Source organism: Paraburkholderia sp. RL17-347-BIC-D (assembly GCF_046027915.1).
GTDB lineage: Bacteria > Pseudomonadota > Gammaproteobacteria > Burkholderiales > Burkholderiaceae > Paraburkholderia.
The window spans coordinates 38,221-62,021 of record NZ_JARESS010000029.1 but is presented as its reverse complement, the minus strand read 5'-3'; the positions used below and the strand labels follow the sequence as shown (position 1 = coordinate 62,021).

Below are 23,801 nucleotides of genomic sequence, written 5' to 3'. Positions count from 1 at the left end.
TGCAAATTTTTTTGGAGAGACGATCATGGATTCAACCAACGCCAACAGCATTTTCACCGAGTACACGAAGCTCATCAGTCAGTTCAAGTTGCCGGGTATCGACACCGGCGCGATCCTCGAATCGCGCCGCAAGGACATCGAGGCGCTCGCCGAGGCCAACACCACCGCACTCGCCGGCGTCCAGTCGCTGGCGAGCAAGCAGGCGGACATTCTGCGAACGACGCTCACCGAACTGCAGTCGTTGGTCGGTCGCCTGAGCGCGTCGGGCGGCCAGCCCGCGAACGCCGGCGAAGTGGTTCAGCAGGCATTGCACAAGGCGCTGACCGACATGCAGGAACTCGCCGACACGGCGTATCGCGCGCAGTCGGACAGCGTTGCGGTGGTCACGAAGCGCGTCGCGGAACACGTCGAGGAATTGAAGACGCTGCTGCAGCCGAAGAAGTAAGGCGAGCTCGCGATGCGGCGCGCCCAATCCCCGATGTCACGCTCCACCAGAGGGTCCTCCGGATGATAGATATGGAACCCACCCCCGCGTCTGTCGGCGGCATGCAAATCCAGATGGTCGATCTCAACGGCCAGTTGTTGCGTGTCGCGACGCGACAGGGCAGCGACGCGTCGCCGCCGCTGCTCATTTTCAACGGCATCGGCGCCAACCTCGAACTGGTGGAACCGTTCGTCGCCGCGCTCGAGGACGTGAGCGTGATCATCTTCGACGTCCCCGGCGTGGGCGGCTCGCCCGCGCCCGTCGTGCCGTATCGCTTCTCGACACTGTCCGTGCTGAGCGAGCGGCTGCTATCGCGGCTCGGCTACGACGGAACCGTCGACGTGCTCGGCGTGTCGTGGGGCGGCGCGCTTGCGCAACAGTTCGCGCGTCTCTATCCGGCGCGTTGCCGCCGGCTGATTCTCGCGGCAACCTCGCCGGGCGTCATCATGGTGCCGGCGAAACTGTCGGTGCTGTCGAAGCTGATCGGACCGCGCCGCTATACCGACCCGGCCTATCTTCAGGAGGTGGGCGCGGAAATCTACGGTGGTGCGTACCGGCGGAATCCGTCGTTGCTGCGCGATCACGCGCGGCACATTCAGGCGCCCCGCGGGCGCGGTTACCTCTACCAGTTGCTGGCCGCTTCGGGCTGGAGCAGCCTGCCCTGGCTCGGCGCGTTGCGTCAGACGACGCTCGTGATGCACGGCAACGACGATCCCATCGTCCCGCTCACCAACGCGAAGATTCTCGCCGCCCGCATCCCCCACGCGACGCTCTATGTAATCGACGACGGCCACCTGTTCCTCATCACGCGCGCCAGGGAGGTCGCTCCCGTAGTGCGCCGGTTTCTGCGGCAGGAGGCGGGTTGAGTGCCGTCGCGAATGGCGACGAAGGTGCGCGGCGTGCCGCGGCCGACGCGCCGGAGTACCTGAAAACGCAGCGCCTGAAGCGGATGCGGCTAACCGCGACGTGGTTGCTCGCGGTGCTGATCGCGCTGCTGCTCATGTCCCTGGTTTGGCAGAGTGAGTATCCGTGGCTGGCATGGTTGCGAGCGTTTGCGGAAGCGGGCACGGTCGGCGCGATCGCGGACTGGTATGCGGTCGTCGCGCTGTTCCGGCGGCCGTTCGGTCTGCCGGTCCCGCATACGGCGATCATTCCGCAGAACCAGCAGCGGATCGCCGAGAGTCTCGGCAACTTCGTCGAAGAGAATTTCCTGACGCCCGAGCTCATCATCGGCAAACTGAGCGGCCATAACGCCGCGCAGGCGCTGGCGCAGTGGCTTGCCGTCCCGGCCAACAGCCGGGCAATCGCCGATGTCGTCGCGGATTCGCTGCCGGGATTGCTGAACGGGATAGACGAAGCGGACGTCGAACGCTTCTTCGAGCGTATGGTGATACCGCAATTGCGTGCGTTCGATGTCTCACGTGCGGCCGGCAGCGTGCTGAAAGTGCTGACGGACGGAGGCCGCCATCAGCCGCTGCTGGACCACGGGCTGCTGGCGCTGGAGAAGTGGCTGACGGCCAACGTGGACATGATCAAGGCCAGATTCAGCGCGGCCTCGAGATACACGCCCGTGCCGCTCGATACGTACATCGTCAGGAAATTCGTCGAAGGCATCATCGCGCTGCTTCATGACGTGGCGGCGAATCCCGATCATGAGCTTCGCCATCAGTTCGACGACGCGGTGCAGGACCTGATTGTCCAGTTGCAGACCTCGGCGGTGCATCGCCGCGTCGGCAAATCATTGATGCGCGACTGCATTCGCTACTTCAGAAACGAGGACTCGTATCGCGTGCTGCTCGACTACGTGTGCACACGCGTGAGCGCCGATCTCGCGCACGAACATTCGGCGCTGCGCGGCGCGCTGGCGGGCATGCTGGTGTCGCTCGCGAGAGGTGTGGGCAGCGATCCGGCGATTCAGCACAAGCTGAACGCCTGGTGGCTCGCGCTGGCCCACGAGCTGATCGTGCGCTATCGGCGCGAGCTGTCGGCGCTGATCACCGACGTCGTAAAAAGCTGGAACGCGGACGAAGTGAGCGGGAAGATCGAAGCGGAAATTGGCCGCGATCTGCAATACATCCGGATCAACGGCACGTTCGTGGGCGGCACGGTCGGTGTGCTGCTCCATGCGGCCGCACTCGTGATCACGCGGTGACACGCATGAGCGAGTGGCTCGTCGAAAATGCGTGAACCGCCTGTTAGGCTTGCTTCACGAGTCCCAGCGCCTGCGCGCGCGCAACGGCTTGCGCGCGCTTGTCGACCGAGAGCTTCACGAAGATGCTCTTCACATGGGACTTGACGGTTTCCGGCGCGATGCCGAGGGTGCGCGCGATTTCCTTGTTCGACTGCCCGTCGGCGATCAGGTCGACGATGTTGCGTTCACGTGCGCTGAGCGCTTCCCGTTCGGTGTCCCGCGCGGATTTGCTGCCGGGCTGGTACAGCGCCCGCCAGCCGTCGAGCAGGCGATCCACATAGCACAGCAGTGCCTTCGTCTGCGCGGTCGCGCGCGTGTCGTCGCGAACGGCCTGCAGCAGCGCGCCGACTTCCGGAAACAAGTCGATGATCGACTGGTAGATGCCCGCGGCCGCAGCCTCCTTCAGGAGATCGCGAAAGATCTCGACGGCGCGGTCGCGTTCGTCGGCACCCAGGCAGATCAGGGCGAGCACGCTTCGCAGGCGCAGCGCGAGATAGGTCTCGTGCCGTGCGTCGACGACCTCCAACGCGGCCCTGACGATTTCAATGCCGTCTTGTGTCCGCTTCTGCGCCATCGCGAGATAGGCCGCCGCGAGCGAGCGGTAGGTTCCGATCTCCGGCGAGACGGCAGGCGAACCAGCGGGGCCGGGAGCGGCGAGATGCTCCAGTTGCGCGACACATCCCGCGGCTTCCGCAATGCGTCCTTCCAGCAGATAGAGCCGCGTGCGCTCGACGAGGCCGCCCGCGATCAGCCGGTTCCAGTGGCGCGCGTGACCGAGCGCCTCGCCCTGATTGAGCAGCGCATAGGCCTGCACGGTATTGGAACGCGCGGCCGCGATCCGGATGAGCAACCGGAAGGCGATCAACGTGCTGTCGAGCAGGACCGCCAGTTCGATCACCGGCATGAGATCGACGAGCAACGCTTCGGCCTCGTCGAGCCGGCCCTGCTCATAGCGGATCTGCGCGATCATCGGTGCGCATAGCGCGGCGGAGACGGATTGCGGACCGGAATGACGCTCGGCCAACTGCATCGCCTCGGTGAAATACCGCTCGGCCAGATCGAAGTGCATCTGCTGCATCTCCGCATGACCGAGCAGGCACAGCCGGTAGGTCGAAGCGAAGACATTGCGCTGGTCCTCTTCGATCGAATAGGGGATCCACGGCGTTGCGTAGAGCGCTTCGAGATTGCCCGCCTTCCAGTGCGCGAAACGCACGACGTTGGAGGCGACATTGGTGCTCCAGATATCGGTCGACGGCCGGTCGAGGCACGGCTGCGCAATCGCGAGCGCCGCTTGCGGATTGTCCTGCAGCGCCACCACGACCGAACGGATCACCCGGCATTCCCAGCGGATGCTGTCGGGGTCGGCGCTCGCGTGCGCATCGCGCTCGATTGCATCCAGCATTGCAAGCGCATCGTTCGGACGTATCGCGAGCGCCATGCCCCAGGCGATCGCCAGCGTGACCTCGACCTGCCCGCGCATCAGGTGCGCGGGAAAATGCCGTTGCCAGCCGAGCAGTGTCAGCAAGTCGCCTTTCTTGACGAGCGCCATCGCGCAGTTGCCGATCAGGGCGATCGCATCGTCCGTGTCGCCTGCGGCTATTGCGTGCCTGACAGCGTCTGTCCAGTTTTCCTGCGACGCGTACCACCGGCACGCGCGGCGATGCAGATCCGCCAGTTCGTCGCCTGACTGCGTGCCGAGGCGCTGGCGCAGATACTCGCGCAGCAGAGGGTGATAGCGGAACCAGTGCCCTTCGAGATCCATCGGCTCCAGCAGCAACTGGCGCGCGGCGATAGCTTCCAGCATGCTCTGGCTGGCCTTGACACCGGTTACCGCCTGGCAGAGCGGGGCCGTCAACCGTTCGAGTATCGCCGTGCGCAGCATGAAGGAAACCATCTCGTCGGGCAAGCGCGTGAGCATGTCTTCGAGGTAGGCGGCGAACGGTCGTGAAGCGCCGGACGGCGCACTCGACTCCCAACCCGGCCTGGGTTCTTCCCGGGACAGCACCGACGCTGAAATGCGCAACGCCGCCGCCCAGCCCTCCGTGGTCGCGTGCAGCGATTTCACGCCGGACGTGCCCAGCCTGCCAGGGCATTCGCGTTCGACAAAGTAGCGCGTCTCGTCGAAATTGAAACGCAGTGTCGAGGCGTCGATTTCCAGCAGTTCGTTTTGCGCTCGGAGTCTCGCGAGCGGCAGGGCGGAGTCGGCACGGGTGCAAACGATCACATGCACGTGCGACGGTGCGTTCGCAATGAAGAACGACATGGCGTCGTGAATCGCCGGGAGACTGATCAGATGGTAATCGTCGAGGAACAGGCATACCTCGTCCTCGACTTCCACGAGGTCGTTGATCAGCGTCGAGACGATGGCGTGCGCGGGAACCAGCGAACTGCCGGCCGCGAGGCCGATCGCCGACGCGCCGACGTTGTTGCAGGCATGCCGCAACGAGCGGGCGAGATGGTGGAGGAAGCGCGCGGGTTCGTCGTCTTCGTCATCGAGCGATAGCCACGCTACGCGCGCGCCGCTGGCGCGCAGCCGGTTGAGCCAGGTGATCGCGAGCGAGGTCTTGCCGAAGCCGGCGGGCGCCTTGATCACGGTGAGCCGTCTGTTCTCTGCCTGAGCCGCCAGATCGAACAGGCGCGGACGATCGATCAACCCCGGCGACAGGCGCGGCGGCAGAACCTTCGTAGCGAGCAGGAGGGGCAGCGTCTCGGAGTGCATGGGTTCCTTGGTCATACGCACGAACTGCTCCGGGTATTTGGGTTCTCCCTGGTGAGCTCCCCTGTCCATGCGATCGCGCTCCCCTGTACGGGGGATATTGCGCAGCGCTTCGCGAGTGCACCATGGTTTCCATGGAGGACATCGGAGTGCAACCGGGATCATCCTGCGGCGCGCCGATCGGCTATCGCGTGACAGGGTCGCCGAGCACGCCCGGGACCGGTGCGTCGCCGAGGAAATGATACGCCCAACCACCTCCAGGGAGGAGACATGTCAACCGCATGAACCACGTTGCAACGCACAAACGTGGTCCGTCTCCGTCCCATGCGCATGAACGCAATCTGGGCAGCTACCGAATACCGCGCACGCGTAGTCGAGATCGAATCGACGGACCGTGCCTCCATGCACCTGAATCGACCGGCTCCTGGCCGGACGGGCGGAGCGTTTTTGTCAAACGGAGTAGCCAATGAAAGTACTTGTTCCCGTCAAGCGCGTCGTCGACGCCAATGTGAGGGTTCGTGTGAAGGCCGACGGTAGTGCCGTCGACATCGCCAACGTGAAGCTGTCGATGAACCCGTTCGACGAGATTGCCGTGGAGGAGGCCGTGCGGCTCAAAGAAGCCGGTGCAGCCACGGAGGTGGTCGTGGTCTCTTGCGGCGTGCAGGCGTGCCAGGAAACGCTGCGCACTGCGATGGCGATCGGCGCCGACCGCGCCATCCTGGTCGAGGCCGAGGCCGAATTGCAGCCGCTCGCCGTAGCCAAGCTGCTGAAGGCGCTGGTCGACAAGGAGCAGCCGCAACTGGTGATGCTCGGCAAACAGGCCATCGACGACGACGCCAACCAGGTCGGCCAGATGCTCGCTGCGCTGCTCGGCTTGCCGCAGGCCACGTTCGCATCGAAGGTGGTCGTGGAAGCCGGGAAGGCGACGGTGACGCGCGAGATCGACGGCGGGCTGGAAACGATCGAGGTCGATCTGCCTGCTGTGATCACCGCCGATCTCCGGCTCAACACGCCGCGCTACGCAACGCTGCCCAACATCATGAAGGCGAAGAAAAAGCCTCTCGATGTCGTGACGCCCGATGCCCTTGGTGTCGACGTCACGCCGAGGCTGACGACGCTCAAGCTGGGGGAGCCCGCGAAACGCGAGGCGGGCATCCGCGTCACCGACGCCGCCGAGTTGGTGGAAAAGCTGAAGAACGTTGCGCGTGTGATCTAGAGAAAAGAGGAGACAAACATGTCCGTACTCGTTGTTGCAGAACACGACAATCAAACGCTCAAGGCAGCAACCTTGAGCGCCATCACCGCTGCCGCCCGCCTCGGCGACGAAATTCATGTGCTCGTGGCGGGTTCTCAATGCGGGAGAGTCGCGGAGCAGGCGGCCAGCATCGCAGGCGTGGCCCGCGTGCGCGTGGCCGACGCTGCGCACTACGAGCACGCGTTGGCGGAGAACCTGGCCGCGCTCATTGTCGGACTGGCTCCGGGCTACAGCCACCTGTTCGCGCCCGCCACCACTTCGGCGAAGAACGTGATGCCGTGCGTCGCAGCGCTGCTCGACGTCGCGCAGGTCTCGGAAATCGTGGCGGTGGAGTCGGCGGATACGTTCGTGCGTCCCATCTACGCGGGGAACGTGCTGGCTACGGTGCGAAGCGCGGATCGCATCAAGGTCCTGACGGTTCGGACCACGGCTTTCGCGGCGGCGCCGGCCGAAGGGGGCGCCGCGGTGATCGAATCGGTCGCGCCGGCCGCGCAGGTTTCGACTTCCCGCTTCGTGAGCCAGCAACTGACCCGCTCCGAACGTCCTGAACTCACCGCCGCGCAGCGCGTCATCTCGGGCGGCAGAGGCATGGGTTCCAGCGAGAGCTTTGCGCTCCTCGACGAGATCGCTGACCGGCTCGGCGCGGCGGTCGGCGCATCCCGTGCCGCGGTGGATGCCGGTTTCGTGCCCAATGACTATCAGGTGGGACAGACCGGCAAGGTCATCGCTCCGCAGCTCTATATCGCGGTGGGCATATCGGGCGCGATCCAGCATCTGGCCGGCATGAAGGACTCGAAGGTGATCGTGGCGATCAACAAGGACGAAGAAGCACCCATCTTCCAGATTGCGGACTACGGCCTCGTCGGCGACCTCTTCAAGGTGCTGCCGGAGTTGTCGCGTGAACTGGACAAGCAGCAACAGAACTGATTCCAGGAGTAAATGATGACCACCTATATTGCGCCGTTGCGCGACATGCATTTCGTAATGAACGAGTTGGCCGGCCTCGACGCTTTATCGTCGCTACCGGCCCTTGAGGACGCGACGCCGGAACTCGCCGGCGCAGTGCTCGAGGAGGCCGCAAAGTTCGCCACCGAAGTGCTTGCGCCGCTCAACAAGACCGGCGACGAGCAGGGTGCGCGCCTGACCCGCGATGGCGTCATTGCGGCAGACGGATTCGGGGCGGCCTACCAGCAATTCGTCGAGGGAGGCTGGAACGGGCTCAGTGGCGATCCCGATTACGGCGGTCAAGGTCTGCCCGAACTGCTGCATGCGGCGACCGTGGAGATGTGGAACTCCGCCAACATGTCCTTCGCCCTGTGCCCGCTGTTGACGGCGGGTGCCACTGAGGCATTGCGACTGCACGGCTCACAGGAACTCAAGGCCCGCTACTTGCCGAACCTGATTGGCGGCGAGTGGACCGGCACGATGAATCTGACCGAGTCGCAAGCCGGTTCGGACCTTGCGGCCGTTCGTACGAAAGCCGTTCCTGAGGGAGATCACTATCGCCTGTATGGCCAGAAGATCTTCATCACGTGGGGCGATCATGACATGACCGGCAATGTCATCCATCTCGTGCTGGCGCGCACGCCCGATGCGCCCGAAGGCGTGCGCGGCATTTCGCTTTTCCTGGTGCCCAAGTTTCTCGTGAACGCCGACGGCTCGCTGGGACAACGCAACGATGTGCACTGCGTGTCCCTCGAACATAAGCTCGGCATTCACGCGAGTCCGACCTGCGTGATGAGTTTCGGCGATCAGAATGGCGCGATCGGCTATCTGGTCGGGCAGGAAAACAAGGGCCTCGCGCATATGTTCACGATGATGAACGAGGCCCGCCAGAAGGTCGGCATTCAAGGGCTCGCGATGGCCGAGCGCGCGTATCAACAGGCGCGGGAATACGCGAAAGAGCGCATTCAGGGCAAGCCGGCCGCAAGCAAGTCGAGCACTGCAGTGGCGATCATTCAGCATCCGGACGTGCGGCGCATGTTGCTGACGATGAAAGCTCAGGTGGAAGCGATGCGAGGCTTCGCCTATGTGATGGCGGCCAATGCGGATTACGCGCACCGGCACCCGGACGCCGGCGAACGCAACCGCTATCAGACCCGTGTCGATCTGCTGATTCCGGTCCTGAAGGGTTGGTGCACTGAACTGGGTCAGGAGATCGCATCACTCGGCGTACAGGTGCACGGCGGGATGGGCTACATCGAAGAGACCGGCGCGTGCCAGTACCTGCGCGACGCTCGCATTTCAACCATCTACGAGGGTACGACGGGCATCCAGGCAGCAGACCTTGTGGGCCGCAAGCTCGCCACGGACCAAGGGGCGGCAATGGCTGAACTGATTGCGGAGATGCGCGAGCTCGCGCTTGAACTGGAGCGCAGCACGGATAGGCGCCTTTTCCCGGTCGGCGCGGCGGTGGCCACCGGCGTGCAGGCGTTGGAGGACGCGACCGGGTGGATGCTTCGAGCCCTGGCGAAAGACGTGGACGAAGCATTGGCCAGTTCATTCGACTATCTGATGCTCACCGGCTATGTGTGCGGCGGATGGCAGATGGCGCGCGCCGCGCTGGCCGCATCGAGAAAATGCGCTGCGGGCGAAGATCCGGCGTTCCACGAAGCGAAGATCGCGACGGTACGGTTTTATGCGGACAAGATACTGCCCAAAGCGAATTCGCATCTGGAGATGCTCCGCTCAGGCGCATCCAGCGCGTCGGATATCGCCATCGAACAATTCTGATCCCGATTTTCAAACGAGTTTAAGAAGTCATAAGACGATATTAATTCGTCATGCAAAATATAAAATCGAGGAAAAGGTGAAGAAAGTCAGGTATCTGCCCTTATTGACAGGGGTAATGTGCGCCGGCGCACTGGCCCAAAGTGCGGGTAGTTTCATCGCGACTGGCGGCGGCACATGGATTGACTATGGCATGTCGTCGGCAACGCCATTGCAAAGCACTTCGGCGGCAGGCACCTTCACCTCATCGGGGACGACTGGCCAGATACACAATACCTGGACGGTCGAGACGGCGTTCACGTATTTCATCACGGACAACATCGCGATCGATCTGGCGACCGGCGTGCCGCCGAAGCTCAAACTCTACGCGCAGGGTACGGTGACGCCGTTCGGTCCCGGTGGTCCCTCCCTCGGACTGGGCAATCTGCAACCGCTCGCGACAACCAGAGCGTGGCCGCCGATTCTTTTCCTCAAGTACTACTTTGGCGCGGCGCAGGCGAAGGTGCGTCCTTTCCTCGGTGTGGGTGTCAACTACACCTGGTACACGGCGGTCCAGCTCAATCCGACATTCAATGGTGCGTTGCACACGGTCGCCGGGCCTGGGGGGGACGTTAAGGCATCGCTCAGTCCGTCATGGAATCCGGCATTCAATGCGGGCGTCTCCTATAACTTAAGCAAGAACTGGTACGCCACCGCATCGGTGACGTATATGCCGCTCAAGACGAATGCGACGATCACTGCTGTCGCGGCCAACGGGCAAACCGTGCTGACCAACAGGACGCGCATTACGGCGAATCCGTGGATCGGTTTCGTGGGGATCGGCTACCGGTTCTAGCCGAATTGTTCAGTGATGCCCTTCGGTACGAGGGCGTATAACCAGGAGGGAAGCATGCTAGTCACTCGATACCTGTCGAACGACCTGTTCGCAGGCAAAACCGTTTTCGTCACCGGTGGCAGCAGCGGCATCAATCTCGGCGTGGCGAAGAACTTCGCCGCCTTGGGCGCCCAGGTGGCCATCTGCGGCCGCACTCAGGAAAAGCTGGATACGGCTGCGACGGAACTGCGCGCACTCGGCGCCACGGTTTGCCCTATCGTTGCCGACGTGCGTGATTTCGCCGCGCTGGAAGCGGCCTTCGCGAGGAGCAGGGCGGAATTGGGTCCCATGGACGTGCTGGTCTGCGGCGCGGCCGGCAATTTCCTGGCCCCGGCGGAGAAGCTCTCCGCCAACGGCTTCAAGACTGTCATCGATATTGATCTGCTTGGAGCCTTCAACGCCTCACGGGCGGCCTTCGAGCAGTTGAAGGAGACACAGGGCGCCATCATCTACATTTCCGCAGGCATGGCGTACATGCCGCACGCCTTCCAGGTGCATGTGGGTGCCGCCAAGGCGGGCATCGATATGTTGATGAGAAACCTGGCGCTGGAGTGGGGGCGCTATGGTATTCGCACGAACAGCATCGTCCCCGGACCCATCGAGGGGACCGAAGGCATGAAGCGGCTGTTGAGCGCGGAGCGATACGAAGAGTTCGTGAACGCCATTCCGCTGCGGCGCATGGGCACGGTGGATGACATCGGCCAGAGCGCGGTTTTCCTCGCTTCGCCGCTCGCTTCCTATATTTCGGGCTGCGTGATGGTTTGCGATGGCGGCCAGAACCTGGCCGGTTCGGCGCTGTTCAACATAGGCGCGGAACAGATGCTGCGCACGCAAGCGAGATGAAATGAGGCTGGACTTCGAAAACCCCGGCAGATGATGACGCCTTTCTGGAGGTCGAGCTTCCCGGACCTGCCTGGACGCGTGCCTGCCAACCTGGTAGCATGAGGTGCCGTTCGCCGTCACTGGCATGCATTGCGATCAGCCGACGTGATTTTTCATCTTGATGTGTTAAAACCGGCATTGCCAAAGGGAGAGGCATCCGACGGATCTGCTGGCGTAAACACGAAGCAACAGATGTCGCTGGATCTTGAAGATGTATGGTGACGTTGGCGTGCAGCGTCTGCCGAATCAGGGAGTGGTCTTATGCGGAAGCGGAAGTTCGCAGGAAAGATGACTGGGGAATCGAGTCTGCCGGAATTGCTGAACCGGCTTGAACTGGCATTGGCCGGAATGCCCGATCGCACGTCTGTCTGCAAAGCCCTGTCGGATCTCAACAAACGACTCGGCTCGGTCGGCGAGCAAACTCCCTCTCGAAGCAGTCGATCCACGGCTTCGCGGCGTCGGCGGCAAACGGCAGTTGAATCTTTACCGCTGTTTTCTTGAAGCCGGCACTGTTAGGCAAGTAACGACAAGGCATCAGCGAGCGAGAGCACCGTCGTGCGCGAATCGAACGCCGTTGAAAAAAGATGATCATGCACGACCTGATCCGGGTCGTAGCAGCAATCCTTGACCGTGAATAAGCGGAAGTCCGCATCGCTCGCGTACGCAACCGACGACAGCACGACACCGGTCGACGCTATGCCCACCATGAGCAGCGTATCGATCCCCTGCGCGGAAAGCCGCGCCTGCAGGTCGGTACCAAAGAACACGCTTGCACGATGCGCGATGATGAGCGGTTCAGTGGCCTGCTGGCCGAGTTCCGGCGCGATCTCGTCGTCGATGAAAAGACCCAGTTGCTTGATTCCCTGCCCGTTTTTGTTCAACGGACCGACTTCCGGATACCCTGGACTAAAGTGGATGTTGGCGAAATAGACGCTGACACTTTTGGCCCGCGCGGCGTCACACAGTTTGCGTGTATTGGCGAGCAGCGTGGGTGCGACCGATGGAAATAGCCCCAGGATGTCGGTCTGGTAATGCATGACCACTAGAGCGGTTTGCGCTGGAACGATCGCTGGAATCTGCATGTTCAAGCTTTGCGCCGCGGCGGCGCTTCCCATGTCCTGTTGATGAACTCCCGGATCGTCGGGTCCAGATTGAATGCGTGGCGACATAAGGGCTACGCGATAAAGAAAGATGCTCGACTCTACCACGAGCACCTTGAAGCGAAGTTTCGAGAAACGAAGCGTGGTGGCGTTGGCCGATTCAGCCAATGGCGAATCGTTCGAGCGTCTGGTTGCGCCTTATCCATCCTGGCTTGGCTGAGAAAGTTTTCCGACCACCTGTCCAGTGTCGAGGACAGGTTGGCTCCTTGCGGTGGTGTATACGGCGTTGTCTGGAAAACGCAGCGTGCAAAAATGTTCAACCGTCATGCCGTATATAACGTGATCAGAAAGATCGCGAATCGATAGCCAAGAACGATCAGGCCAGCCATCAGCGTCATCGTCGCCGCCTTGACGAGGCGCGTTATACCGTGAGAACCGAAGACGGGTTTCAACGCGAAAAACAAATAGCCGCCGCAGAGTCCAAGATTGATGATCGAAAGAATGTTGTCGACATTGGGTGAATCGAGCCCAAGACCACCCAGACGGACCTCAATGGCCGCGATGGCTAGCGCGAGCGAGAACAGCAACAACAAGAACGTATAGAGATGGAGTGAGAAATAGACGAAGGCAACAAACGGCTTGCGTGCCCGCAGAGAGGTCATCCACAACAACAAAGTGAACGGAACGACCATGAGAATGATCAGTGACTTGGCATTGAGCACTGCCGCACGGTCGAAAGTGGTCGTGTACTGGCGCAGGCTCGTTCCCAGTTTTGCGACGCGTTCCGCCACCAACGACTGCGCGAGCGAACTCCAGTCCTGGTGATGGAGGTGCGACTCCAGAGTCGAGCCGAAGATCTGGGTATCGGTAAGCGACTGCATCGCAAAGAAGAAGGCGTTCGCGATGAGAAACAGCTGGAACGGGGGCACATAAGGCATCCGCTTTCCATTCAGATGCGCGACGGTCAACTCGCCTGGGTGGCGTAGCAGGACCCACATCGTGCTAATCAGGCGCCCATCGATGCTTGTCGCCGCGTGCAGGACCTTCGCGCCGATCGCACGCAGCGTAAGGTCGGGCGGCCGAAGTGGGCTCTCGCCGCACTGCGGACAGAAAGGCGTGGTGACGTGATTGGCACACGTCGGACATGTCCAGGGTTCGATCGAAGACATGACTTTCTCCCTTGGACCGCTCGCACATACTGATACAGCCGGTTGCGAGCGCGGCGGCCTATCATCTGCGCAAAGCTGCGCACCTCACCAGAGTTTGCGCCTTTCGAGACCCGGATCACACTCATGCGCGTCAGTGCCCGGCCCAGAAGCGGGCATCAAGGCGCTAACGCCCGAATAAAGCCGACCCGTGAAACGGGTTCGGCTTGAATGATTTGTCAGGCTGCAATTCGTGCCGCGGGAGAGTGTGCAAGATTGCATGTTCTTACTGCAGTGAGTGTCAATTGACTTCTTCGAACGTTCCTGTGCACACCTCGCCGTCGCGCACGTAGCGGGTAATCAGCACGCCGCCAGGCGTGCTGGCCGAGTGCGCCAGAGTGAAGGCAGACGCTAGTGCGTCGTCGCCGAACAAGCGCTTGCCGCGCCCAAGTATGATGGGATAAATCACAAGCCAAAGCTCGTCCACCAAGCCGGCTACGAGCAGTTGGCGCACCATGTCGCTGCTGCCAAACGTCAATAGATTGGCGCCGTCCTGAAGTTTAAGCGCGCGTATCGCGTCGGCAAGGTCGCCCTCCAGCGCATGACTGTTCTGCCAGTCAAGGGTGCCGGATCGATGTGTGGCTACGTACTTAGGTACGCGGTTGAACGGATCAGCGATGGTGCGGCTGCTTGAATCGGCCGGTACACGCGGCCAATACGCCGCGAATATGTCGTAGGTGCAACGCCCCAACAGCAACTCGAACGGCTGCGAGAGCAGGTCTTGCAAGTTTTGGCCGATGGCTTCGTCAGCATAAGGAACGATCCAGCCACCAAGGCGGAAATCGCCGCTGGGGTCTTCTCCAGGCCCGCCAGGGGCTTGAATTACACCATCCAGACTGATGAAAGCGGAAACAGTGAGCTTGCGCATAATGTCCTCGAAGTCGACGGACCCGGTCGGTCCGTAGATACGACGAACGAATCGCATGTGGATCGACAACCAGCCCAGCAGTCAACACGCGCTGGCCGCGCCAAGCCTAACGCTGAATTGAGCAGTGCCGCGAAGCGGCGTCGGCTTGAATCAATGTTAACCCTCACCTGAGCGGACCTCCTACACGATCTCCGCTTGGTTCGTCCAGAGCCACTCGTCGCTTGAGTGCACGGACTTTGTGTTGGGTGACCGCACACAGACGCTCGAAAAACGTTGTCTATAGCCAGACGTCGTCGCTGCTAGATCCAGCTGCAAACGCCCGAGTGGTCGAGGTCAACATTGTTTGTTTTCAGGCAGTTAGGGACGCTCGGAAGATGAGCGAATCAGGCTTGGCACAACCCATGCATTTATAGCGGTGGGCACAACGACGGACAGTTTGGTGCTACCGCCACGGCATCAGCATGCATTGCTCAGATTCCGAGAACCTGTTGTTCGTTTGAGCCACTTTGTTAGCGCGCGGCAAAGTCCGACATGTCGACCCATCCACGTTGACCATAGCGCGCCGCTATGGACCTGATCCGGGTGCGTTCGACGGTCCAACAAGCTCATTGGAGTCGTCATGAAAGCGAGACCTATCGCCGCTCTGTTAGTCGCAAGCTCCGCATTGCTGGTTGCACCCGCCTTCGCGGGCGGAGACGATCAGACTTCCTCCTATCGAAGCGATGTCGGTGCGTCAGTATCGCACCGCAGTCAAACCGCTCACACGAAGGCGACGGCAGAAGGCCACGGCAGCGTAGTTGACGGGAGCCACGGTGGCGTCGGCGGTAGCGAATCGGGCAAGTCGCAATCCGGTCGGCGTGCCCCGGGGGATAGCATCAACCCGATGTATCGCGGTGGTTGATCAGCTTGTTCGCGGAGCGCCAGTTCGCTGGTACTCCGCGACTGAACCGTTGCTTCTACGCCGATCGGCGCTTCGTCCTGACCATTGTTGCCCGCCCAATTGAATGGCCGGCCAGGGAGGTCTCCAGGCCGGCCACAATCTACCGACGACACGATACAGGACCGCTATACGTTCCAAAGAATCGCATCGCCCAAGTGCCGTGATCCACTAGCGGCACAGCACAGCCGTTCGCCTAAAAGCGCTCGCGATCGAACTCCGGCAGCGCACGCGTTCCTTCAATAGCGACCGAGTGCAGCAGATCAGGCTCCAGATCGAGCAAACGCAGGATCGTCGGCGCAACCTGCGTGGTCAGCACACGCTCGTCGTTCGTCCGCCCAGCGTGATGGCCGTGAGGCACGTAGATCACGAGACCGAGATGGCTGTCGTCGGGAGCGTTGCCGCCGTGCTCTTCGTCCTTGGCCGTACTCGATGTATAGATGACCCCCGGGTTCGGCTGGACGACGATGTCAGGTGTGCGTCCGCGTGCCGGATCGCCGAACCGGCCTGCCAGTTGCGGGCCATACAGAATGTACGCCTGCGGGCCGTCCGCACAAATGCCGGGTGCGTTGCAGCTCAGGTTGTCTTTCAAGGTCTTCACGACAACAGGCAGTTGGCTTTGATCGCGCAACCAGATCAGACCGACGTCATCGGTCTGCACGAAACCCGTACCCACGAGCCCCGTTCCGTCATTGAGGTTGCCGCTCTTCGTACTGTTCTGCCCGAAGTTGCCGTTCGGGTCCAGATAGTTGTTTGCTTCAAGCAGTTTCGAGAGCGTATCGCCGTTCTTCACGAGCTTCGAATGGTCGGTCGGGGACTGCCCGTGCTTCGCCGTGACGATGATTGCCGTCGACGAATAGAGGTTGCGCTGCTTCAGTTCGGATACGATGCGACCCAAGGCGTTGTCCAGATAAGCAATCGCGTTGGTGACCTGCGGACCCGGCGTGAAACTCGCATCCAGATAGCCGCCGCCAGTCGCGACCGTTGCCTTCTGGGCGACGCTCAAAGTCTGGAAGTTGGTCCCAAACACCGTGGGTACGTCGGCGTTGGATTGGCCTGTCGAATCCTTGCCGTCAATTTCATTGATCAGCGACTGCACGTGGAAATTGTCGAACTGTTCCGTGTGCGTGTAGACGTCGGTGTAGTTCGTGTTGGTGGCCGGATCAATCGAATTGATCTCGGTGCGCGAAAGATCGTCGACGCCTTTGCCAGACGGTCCATTGAGCCAGTCGTAGCCCCATGCATGTTTGTCTGCCCAGGCAGTGCGAGCGCCCTTCACGTTGTGTTTGACCACTTCGAAGATCGTGTTGGTCTTCACATAATTGTGCGGATAGACGGGCGTACAGACACCATTGAGCAAAGCATGCGGGATGGCCTGCGGATTGAACGCGCCACCGCCGTCGAGGTGCGTCAGTGCGCCGCCGTTCTCGCCGTCGATGCCAGTAGTCTCGTCGAATACGACATTCCAGCCTTGCTTGCCTGTACAACTGGTATCGGACGGCGCATAGAGCGTGCGGTCATAGGATACGTCGTAGAACAGGCCCGCGGATTTGGGCGAGCCACCGGTGACGAGCGCCGCGAGGCCCGGGAACGAATCCGAAAGGCCAGGCGTGTGCGCGTTGGTGTAGGTCGTCCCCGACTTGGCCAGCAACGCAAGATTCGGACATGCATTCGATCCGACGCAGCGTGCGACGTCCTGCTCATGCAAACCATCGAAGCTAATCAGCAGCACATGCTTCACCGATTCATGCTCACGATCGTGTTCATCGGCCGCCGTTGCGCCTGCCGAGTACAGTCCGGCAAGCAAGACAACTCCCACGCCAACGGCGATTTGCGTACGCTTTCCAATCCTGATCGTCTTCATTTCCCGTCCTTTTAGGTTGCCACGAAATATTTGGTAATGCGGGAAAGAATGTGCAGTGGAATTGAGTCGTCCGGATGAATCGACGCTTTCGATTCATAACTCATGAGCGACTTGTGCGATGGGAAAAAGAAACCACGCTATAAGTGTCTTCCTTAAGGTTTACTTAAGGTTTCCTTAAGGAATAGATGGTCTAGTGAAATGTTGAGCTGCGATGGAACGCGCCTGCGCACGACCGCTCCAGCTACGATGAAAGACGGCCACCACCGGCGCACCAGACCCTTAACCACCGGATCGTGGGGCGTTGGTGGGAGCGCCTATTCACTCGTGTTGAAACCGTGTCTGCGGTAATCGTCATCCAATCCGGCCCGCTAGACAATGACCCACATCGGAGAACTAGCGGCTCGAGAACACCGAGATACCGCCGTTAGGAAATCCTGCCGCGCCGGGCTGGAATGGCACATACACTTGCCCGCGCATGCTGTCGATGGCGACAGAATGCGCCCCCGTGCCCACTGGAATCTTGAAGAGCAACTGCCGTGATGCGCCATCGATCACGCCCATCTGCGGGCTAAAACCTGACGCTGCAGCGGTACCGTTCGTGACGTAGTGCCGGGCCGGCAGGAAATAGCGGTTGGAAGCCGGATCGTAATTGACCTGGTCCACCCCGCCAAATGGCAAGCTGGCTTGAATTGCGCCACTCGCACGATCGAGGATCAGCGTGATGAGCGGGTCGCCAGCCGGCGGATCGCAGCCAATGAGCACGTCGTTATTCGGGCCAAGCACGATTCCCGCCGGTGCGCATTTCCCTAGTGGGAACGACTTGCTGACAGAGGGGCTGCCCGTCACTGCGGAACTGGCGGTGATGACATCGAGTTCGCCGTCGGGATTGGCAGAAGTCCCGTCATTGTTGATCAAAAAGCTCTTCGAGACGGGATCATAGGTGCATGCTTCGAGCCCCGACGAGCCGTTGAAAGGAAGCTTTACCACCGCCTTTTGTGTCAGCGTGGAAATGAATGTGACGAACGGCGGCGAGTCTCCGGGGCTCGCGTACATCACGAGATGATCGTCAGGATCGTAGCAACCCTCATCGACGCGCGATCCGGAATTGCTGATGGCGATTGTGTTGACGGTCTTTTGCGCAGCCGTATCGATCACCTTGACTGAGTCGACGTCGCCGACATAGATCGTGTTCGTGCCGGTGATCCCGACAATTCCGTCGGGACCGGACTCATTGGTTGTGGCGCCGGCACCGATGAATGGCCCAGGGATCTGTGCGATCAACGTGTTCGATTGGGTGTCCACGACATCGACTGCTTTGTTATTGCGGTCGGTAAGAAAGTACTTGCCGGCCTCGACGTAGCCGATATCGAAACTGAATGGTGGGCTCGAAGCATTGGGCACGGCGATGTTCGTCAGTAGCTTTGGCGGTGTCGGTGCGCTGACATTGTCTCCACCTCCGCAGCCGGCCACTGCAGCCGCAGCGAGCAACATCAAGGCTATCAGGCGATTTTCCATCAATTCGTCTCCTTTCCGTTTATTGGCTTGACCGTCAGTCCAGGGATCGGCCCGAGTACTAAAATTTCTCCCGCTCCCGAGTGACGACGAGCAACGAACCATTTCTTAAGGAATCTTAAGAAATGGCTATCTGAAGAAATAGCCGCGACTGGCTGTCCGGCTCACACAATGGCGGCGCGACGGAAAATCGGAAAGTAAAACTTATTTATGGTCTACATTACGTGGACGCTATACCTGTAATGAATCTGAAGCTTCCATAGAGGTGGTGGTGACATGCCGGCCGCCGACTTGTGCCGAATGCATGAGACGGTGAGCGGCCAGTCCCTGCCGTTCGATCGCCGCATGGCCGGACCGCACGTCACTTATTGACGCAAGACGACAGCGCTCGCATCCGATCCGCTTGACCCACGACCCCGCAGTAAAATAACTTCGTCTGGAGCGCGTGGAGTACAAAGCGTTATGAAAAACCGTACACGGTTCGTCACCGCAATATTGGCCATGCTCGTCACCATCGCGTTGCTCTTTATCCCATTGCCGCATCGGATCGGACTCGACACGCACATCGTGACGGTTGCGTCGATTCAACGCCCTCCCACAGTCGTATTCGACTATGTCACGACCCCGGCTCACTGGCCCACCTGGCATCCGTCATCGCTCGCGGTCAGTGGTTCGGTTGATCATCCACTCGATCTGGGCGAGCAAGTGACGGAGGAATTCCGTGTAGCCGGCAGGCGCGGCCGCGTTGTGTGGACAGTCGCTGCACGGGAGCCTCCGGGCAGGTGGACGATAGAAGGAACGATTGACGGCAGACCGGCTGGTACTGTCACTTACTCGCTGACGTCGACTGCGAGCGGGACACGCTTCGAACGTGAATTCACTTATCGCGCGCCGTCGATATGGTTCGCGATATTAAACTGGTCTGTGCTGCGCGCGCGGATTCAATCGGAATCCGATACGGCGGTTTCGCGACTGAAGAGCCTTCTGGAAGCAGCACCGCAGCAATAGCCACCTCGCTCATTCCAGCGCAATCGGCCGAGTAATCCTCAAGTTCCGCTTCCGCCATCGCCGGCTTGCTCGGCCTTAGTCGCAGCACTTGATCTGCGCAGCGTCTCCACGACCAGTTCGCGAAGCCAGCGGTTGCCCTCGTCGTTGTCGAAAGTGGCATGCCAATGCACGGAGGACTCGATGGCTGGAAATTCCACCGGCAGCGGATAGATCGAGAACTGACCCGTTTCATTGAAAACGCGTGCGACGCCGCGCGGCAACGTAACCATCCAGTCAGTGCGCTGAAGGATCTGCGGAATGACTGTGAAATGCGGCACGCGCAGCGCAATGTGCCGATGCAGGCCACGCGCCCGCAACGCTTCGTCGATCTCCAGGTGGCTACTGTCACTCGACGCGACGGCCACGTGCGCCAACTCCAGAAACTTCTGCCGCGACAATTGACGCGCAGGCAACCCGGGCCGCTTGCGAGTCATGCACGCATACTGCTCGTGAAACAGAAGAGCCGACTTCGTCACCGGTTTGAGCGCAGATAGATTGCCAATCGCAAAGTCCAGTTGCCCCAGGCGCAGTTTCTCTTCGATATCCGCAAACGACACTTGCTCAGCCGCTATCCGCACCAGCGGCGCCACGCGTTGCAACTTCTCGCAGATGGGTGGCAGAAATACCTGTTCCCCGATATCGGACATCGACAGACGAAATTCCCGCGTGCTTGTGGCGGGATCGAAACGTTCGCCGTGACGCAACGTCTCGCGTATCGATGCAATCGCGCGGCTGAGCGGCGCGGCCAATTGTTCGGCCCTCGGCGTCGGCAGCATGCCCTCCGGTGTTCGTGCGAACAGGGGATCGTCGAACAATGCACGCAAGCGCCCAAGGGCATAACTGACCGCCGGCTGGGACAGCCCGAGTTGCTGCCCGGCACGCGTGAGGCTGCGTTCCTCGAGGATCACCTGAAACACGCGCAGCAGGTTCAGGTCGACCTTATTGAAATCAGTCATATTTATGGGCCACTCATAATTGATTAATTTGACGGATATACTACCTGAACCTAGACTCGGCCTCATACATAGGAGAGGCACGAGCACATGGGACTTATCGAAACCCTCGTCGAACCGCGTACCAGTCCGGACCAGGGGCGTGCTGCACATCGCACATTGCCGGCGCTGCTGGCGGCTCGCGCTGCTCGCAACGGCACGGCGCCGCTGTTCTCGGACCGTGCGACCACGTGGACGGCTTCCGACGCTCTTGCAATCGCGGCACGCCGCGCAGGCGCACTCGCCGCGCAAGGAGTCGGGCGCGGCGACCGCGTCGCGCTACTGTGCGGGAACCGCGTCGAATTCATGGAGATCGTGCTCGGCTGTGGCTGGCTCGGCGCGGTGGTCGTGCCGATCAATACCGCATCGCGCGGGCTGCAACTGGAACATATTCTGCGCAACTGCGGCGCGCGGCTGCTCGTGGCGGAAGCGCATCTCGTCGATGTCGTTCACGCACTCGACGCCCAGGATCTGCCGCTGGAAACGATCTGGCTCATTGGTGAACCCGCAGCGGATGCGCTGAAGCCTGCGTACATTACGACTGCGATGCCGCCGGCAGACGAGCCGGTCACACCCGCCGCGCTCACCGATGGCGATCCGTTCGCGGTGCTTTACACATCCGGGACTTCGGGCTTGTCGAAAGGAGTGATCTGCCCACACGCGCAGTTCTATTGGTGGGGCCACTACACCGCGCGTGACCTTGGCGTCGCGGCGGGCGACGTGCTCTACACATGCCTGCCGCTGTTTCATACGAATGCGCTCAACAGCTTTTTCCAGGCGTTGATTCACGATGCCGAACTCGTCGCCGACCGGCGTTTTTCGGCGAGCGGGTTTTTCGACGCGTTGGTCGAAACGCGCGCCACCGTGACCTACGTGCTCGGCGCGATGGTGCCGATCCTGCTCAGCCGGCCGGTCACGGCGAGCGAGCGCGAGCATCGGGTGCGCGTGGCGCTGGCGCCGGGCGTACCGGGCCATTTCCAGCAGGAATTCACGGCGCGCTGCGGCATTGCGCTGGTCGACGGCTACGGCTCGACGGAGACCAACTGTGTGATCAGCGGCGCGATCGACGCGCAACGTCCCGGCCACATGGGCAAGCTCGTGGCAGGTTTCGATGCCCGTGTCGTCGACGAACACGACCAGCCGGTTCCGGATGGCGAAGCGGGCGAACTGATCCTGCGTGCCGACACGCCGTTCGCATTCGCGAGCGGCTATCTGGGGATGCCCGAGAAGACGGTAGAGGCCTGGCGCAACCTCTGGTTTCATACGGGCGATCGCGTGGTGCGCGACGCCGATGGTTATTACCGTTTTGTCGACCGCCTGAAGGACACGATCCGCCGTCGCGGCGAGAACGTTTCCTCTTTTGAAGTCGAACAAGTGCTGCTGAGTCATCGGTCAGTCGAGACGGCGGCCGTCTTCGCGGTGAAGTCCGCACTCGCTGAAGATGAAGTGATGGCCACCCTCGTGCTGCGCGACGGCGAGACGCTCGAACCGCTCGACCTGATTCGCTACTGCGAACCGCGCCTGCCGTATTTCGCCGTGCCACGTTATCTCGACTTCGCGCGAGACCTGCCGAAGACGGAGAACGGCAAGATCCAGAAGTTCAAATTGCGCGAGACCGGTGTCACCGCGACGACCTGGGATCTCGACGCCTCGGGATACCGGCTCAAGCGCTGACGATATCAAATCACCCCGTCGTTCTATGGACGCGCGCGGCGCGAGCATGGCACGGCACGGCAGAAGCATCCGCAACATTGAGTGCGTCGACAGATGCACAGTTGGAGGCATAGATGGCAAGCACGCGAACGTTTTCTGCCGCAAGCACCCACGACGATGACGCGGCCGCCGCGCAAGCCGGTTCAGTCGACAAAAAGTCGCTGCGGCGCATTGTCTTCGCATCGGTCGTGGGCAATGCGCTCGAGTGGTATGACTTTTTTCTCTACAGCACGGCGGCGGCACTCGTGTTCGGCGCACTGTTTTTCCCGAAGGGCACGGATCCGCTCGTCGGCACTCTTGCCGCGTTCGCGGGCTTCGCCGTCGGCTTCGCGGCGCGGCCGTTCGGCGGCGTGCTGTTCGGCCATATCGGCGATCGCTACGGCCGCAAGGGCGCACTGGTGTGGACGCTGTCGATCATGGGTGCGGCGACTTTCCTGATCGGCTTCCTGCCGACCTACGCGCAAGTCGGCCTGTGGGCGCCGGCGTTGCTGCTGGTTCTACGCCTGCTGCAAGGCATCGCCGCCGGCGGCGAATGGGGCGGAGGCGTGCTGATGATCAGCGAGTCGGCGCCGCCCGAAAAGCGTGGCTATTACGCGGCATGGAGCCAGATCGGCGTGGGCGGCGGCTTCGTGTTGTCGGCGGCGGTGTTCTTTCTCGTGCAGATGCTGCCAAAGGACGCTTTCATGATCTGGGGATGGCGCATCCCGTTCCTGTTGTCGATCGTCATTTTCGGTGTCGGCGTCTACGTCCGCTCGAAGCTACCGGAGAGCGCCGAGTTTGCGAAGGCCGAAGCGGCCGGCAAGAAAGCGCGCATGCCGGTGCTCGAAGTAATCCGCAAACACCCGAAGGAGATCCTGATGGCGATGGGCCTGCGCGTCGCGGAGAACGGCGGCTCGTACATCGTGCTCGCCTTTTCGCTGGTGTACGGCAAGTTCATCGGTGTGCCGAATCAGATCATGCTGGCCGGTGTGATCGTGTCGATGACCCTGGAACTCGGCACGATGCTGCTGTGGGGGCGGTTGTCCGATCGCATCGGCCGCAAGCCCGTGTACATGATCGGCGCGGCGGGTTTCGTCGTGATCGCTTTTCCGTTCTTCTGGCTGATCGGAACCAAGGTGCCGGCGCTGATCTGGCTCGCGTTTCTGCTGGGTAACGCGGTTTGCCACGGCGCGATGATCGGCACGCAGCCGAGCCTGATGGGCGAACTGTTCAGTACCGAAGTGCGTTATTCGGGCATGGCCTTGGGGCATGAAATCGCGTCGGTGTTCGCGGGCGGTCTGTCGCCGCTGATTGCGACCGCGCTGCTCGCGCATTATCACGCAGCCTGGCCGGTGGCGTTGTTGCTGATCGCAATGGGCATGATCACGGTGATCTCGCTGCTGTTCACGCACGAGACCGTGGCCCGGCGCGTGCGTTGACGCTCGATCTGAG

18 protein-coding genes are annotated in these 23,801 nt (G+C 61.3%); 11 read left to right on the top strand and 7 right to left on the bottom strand.

The features are described 5' to 3' along the window. The first annotated feature begins 25 nt into the window (after window positions 1-25). From P0D96_RS30960 to P0D96_RS30950, 3 genes are all read left to right on the top strand, one after another. Window positions 26-445 carry a phasin family protein gene (locus tag P0D96_RS30960; protein WP_408317235.1) on the top strand — a complete coding sequence of 140 codons (420 nt, stop codon included), beginning with the start codon at window positions 26-28 and terminating at the stop codon, window positions 443-445. A 71-nt stretch (window positions 446-516) separates the two neighbouring features. Further along, window positions 517-1,350: a poly(3-hydroxyalkanoate) depolymerase gene (gene phaZ, locus P0D96_RS30955; RefSeq protein ID WP_408317233.1), complete on the top strand. Its 834-nt coding sequence runs from the start codon at window positions 517-519 to the stop codon at window positions 1,348-1,350. Further along, window positions 1,347-2,636 carry a DUF445 domain-containing protein gene (locus tag P0D96_RS30950; protein ID WP_408317231.1) on the top strand — a complete coding sequence of 430 codons (1,290 nt, stop codon included), beginning with the start codon at window positions 1,347-1,349 and terminating at the stop codon, window positions 2,634-2,636. Before phaZ ends, P0D96_RS30950 begins: the two co-directional genes overlap by 4 nt. A gap of 43 nt (window positions 2,637-2,679) precedes the next feature. Here the strand turns inward: P0D96_RS30950 and P0D96_RS30945 are convergent, their stop codons facing one another. After that, on the bottom strand, window positions 2,680-5,409 hold the full coding sequence (locus P0D96_RS30945) for a winged helix-turn-helix domain-containing protein (protein ID WP_408181003.1): 2,730 nt from the start codon (window positions 5,407-5,409) through the stop codon (window positions 2,680-2,682). 448 nt (window positions 5,410-5,857) lie between these two features. Here P0D96_RS30945 and P0D96_RS30940 point away from each other — a divergent pair, with 448 nt between their 5' ends. The 5 genes from P0D96_RS30940 to P0D96_RS30920 all read left to right on the top strand — a co-directional run bounded on the left by P0D96_RS30940 (window position 5,858) and on the right by P0D96_RS30920 (window position 11,093). Continuing rightward, window positions 5,858-6,607 carry an electron transfer flavoprotein subunit beta/FixA family protein gene (locus P0D96_RS30940; RefSeq protein ID WP_408181004.1) on the top strand — a complete coding sequence of 250 codons (750 nt, stop codon included), beginning with the start codon at window positions 5,858-5,860 and terminating at the stop codon, window positions 6,605-6,607. Window positions 6,608-6,625: 18 nt separating this feature from the next. Then, on the top strand, window positions 6,626-7,573 hold the full coding sequence (locus P0D96_RS30935) for an electron transfer flavoprotein subunit alpha/FixB family protein (RefSeq protein WP_408181005.1): 948 nt from the start codon (window positions 6,626-6,628) through the stop codon (window positions 7,571-7,573). Window positions 7,574-7,588: 15 nt separating this feature from the next. Continuing rightward, on the top strand, window positions 7,589-9,379 hold the full coding sequence (locus P0D96_RS30930) for an acyl-CoA dehydrogenase C-terminal domain-containing protein (RefSeq protein ID WP_408317281.1): 1,791 nt from the start codon (window positions 7,589-7,591) through the stop codon (window positions 9,377-9,379). 76 nt (window positions 9,380-9,455) lie between these two features. After that, window positions 9,456-10,211 (top strand): OmpW/AlkL family protein, encoded by a 756-nt coding sequence (locus P0D96_RS30925; protein WP_408181007.1) that lies wholly within the window; start codon window positions 9,456-9,458, stop codon window positions 10,209-10,211. A 15-nt stretch (window positions 10,212-10,226) separates the two neighbouring features. Next, window positions 10,227-11,093 (top strand): SDR family oxidoreductase, encoded by an 867-nt coding sequence (locus P0D96_RS30920; RefSeq protein WP_459252702.1) that lies wholly within the window; start codon window positions 10,227-10,229, stop codon window positions 11,091-11,093. 551 nt (window positions 11,094-11,644) lie between these two features. Here P0D96_RS30920 and P0D96_RS30915 read toward each other — a convergent pair. The 5 genes from P0D96_RS30915 to P0D96_RS30895 all read right to left on the bottom strand — a co-directional run bounded on the left by P0D96_RS30915 (window position 11,645) and on the right by P0D96_RS30895 (window position 18,621). Continuing rightward, window positions 11,645-12,247, bottom strand: a complete 603-nt coding sequence (locus P0D96_RS30915; protein ID WP_408181044.1) for a cysteine hydrolase family protein — start codon at window positions 12,245-12,247, stop codon at window positions 11,645-11,647. A 308-nt stretch (window positions 12,248-12,555) separates the two neighbouring features. Beyond that, window positions 12,556-13,401, bottom strand: coding sequence for a DUF3667 domain-containing protein (locus P0D96_RS30910; RefSeq protein ID WP_408181008.1), 846 nt, complete (start codon window positions 13,399-13,401; stop codon window positions 12,556-12,558). A 277-nt stretch (window positions 13,402-13,678) separates the two neighbouring features. Further along, entirely contained in the window at window positions 13,679-14,305 is a 627-nt protein-coding gene (locus tag P0D96_RS30905; protein WP_408181009.1) for a dihydrofolate reductase family protein, read from the bottom strand. Between the two features lie 1,133 nt (window positions 14,306-15,438). Continuing rightward, window positions 15,439-17,106: an alkaline phosphatase family protein gene (locus P0D96_RS30900; protein WP_408317228.1), complete on the bottom strand. Its 1,668-nt coding sequence runs from the start codon at window positions 17,104-17,106 to the stop codon at window positions 15,439-15,441. A gap of 393 nt (window positions 17,107-17,499) precedes the next feature. After that, window positions 17,500-18,621 carry a YncE family protein gene (locus tag P0D96_RS30895; RefSeq protein ID WP_408181011.1) on the bottom strand — a complete coding sequence of 374 codons (1,122 nt, stop codon included), beginning with the start codon at window positions 18,619-18,621 and terminating at the stop codon, window positions 17,500-17,502. Window positions 18,622-19,080: 459 nt separating this feature from the next. On the opposite strand from P0D96_RS30895, the gene P0D96_RS30890 reads away from it, so the two are divergent. Next, window positions 19,081-19,626 carry an SRPBCC family protein gene (locus tag P0D96_RS30890; protein WP_408181012.1) on the top strand — a complete coding sequence of 182 codons (546 nt, stop codon included), beginning with the start codon at window positions 19,081-19,083 and terminating at the stop codon, window positions 19,624-19,626. Window positions 19,627-19,664: 38 nt separating this feature from the next. On the opposite strand, the gene P0D96_RS30885 is transcribed toward P0D96_RS30890, so the two are convergent. After that, window positions 19,665-20,621 carry a LysR family transcriptional regulator gene (locus tag P0D96_RS30885; protein WP_408181045.1) on the bottom strand — a complete coding sequence of 319 codons (957 nt, stop codon included), beginning with the start codon at window positions 20,619-20,621 and terminating at the stop codon, window positions 19,665-19,667. Window positions 20,622-20,708: 87 nt separating this feature from the next. On the opposite strand from P0D96_RS30885, the gene P0D96_RS30880 reads away from it, so the two are divergent. Together P0D96_RS30880 and P0D96_RS30875 are read left to right on the top strand one after the other, a co-directional pair. Further along, window positions 20,709-22,331, top strand: a complete 1,623-nt coding sequence (locus P0D96_RS30880; RefSeq protein WP_408181013.1) for an ATP-dependent acyl-CoA ligase — start codon at window positions 20,709-20,711, stop codon at window positions 22,329-22,331. Window positions 22,332-22,444: 113 nt separating this feature from the next. Beyond that, window positions 22,445-23,788, top strand: coding sequence for an MFS transporter (locus tag P0D96_RS30875; protein WP_408317226.1), 1,344 nt, complete (start codon window positions 22,445-22,447; stop codon window positions 23,786-23,788). Window positions 23,789-23,801: the final 13 nt, after the last annotated feature.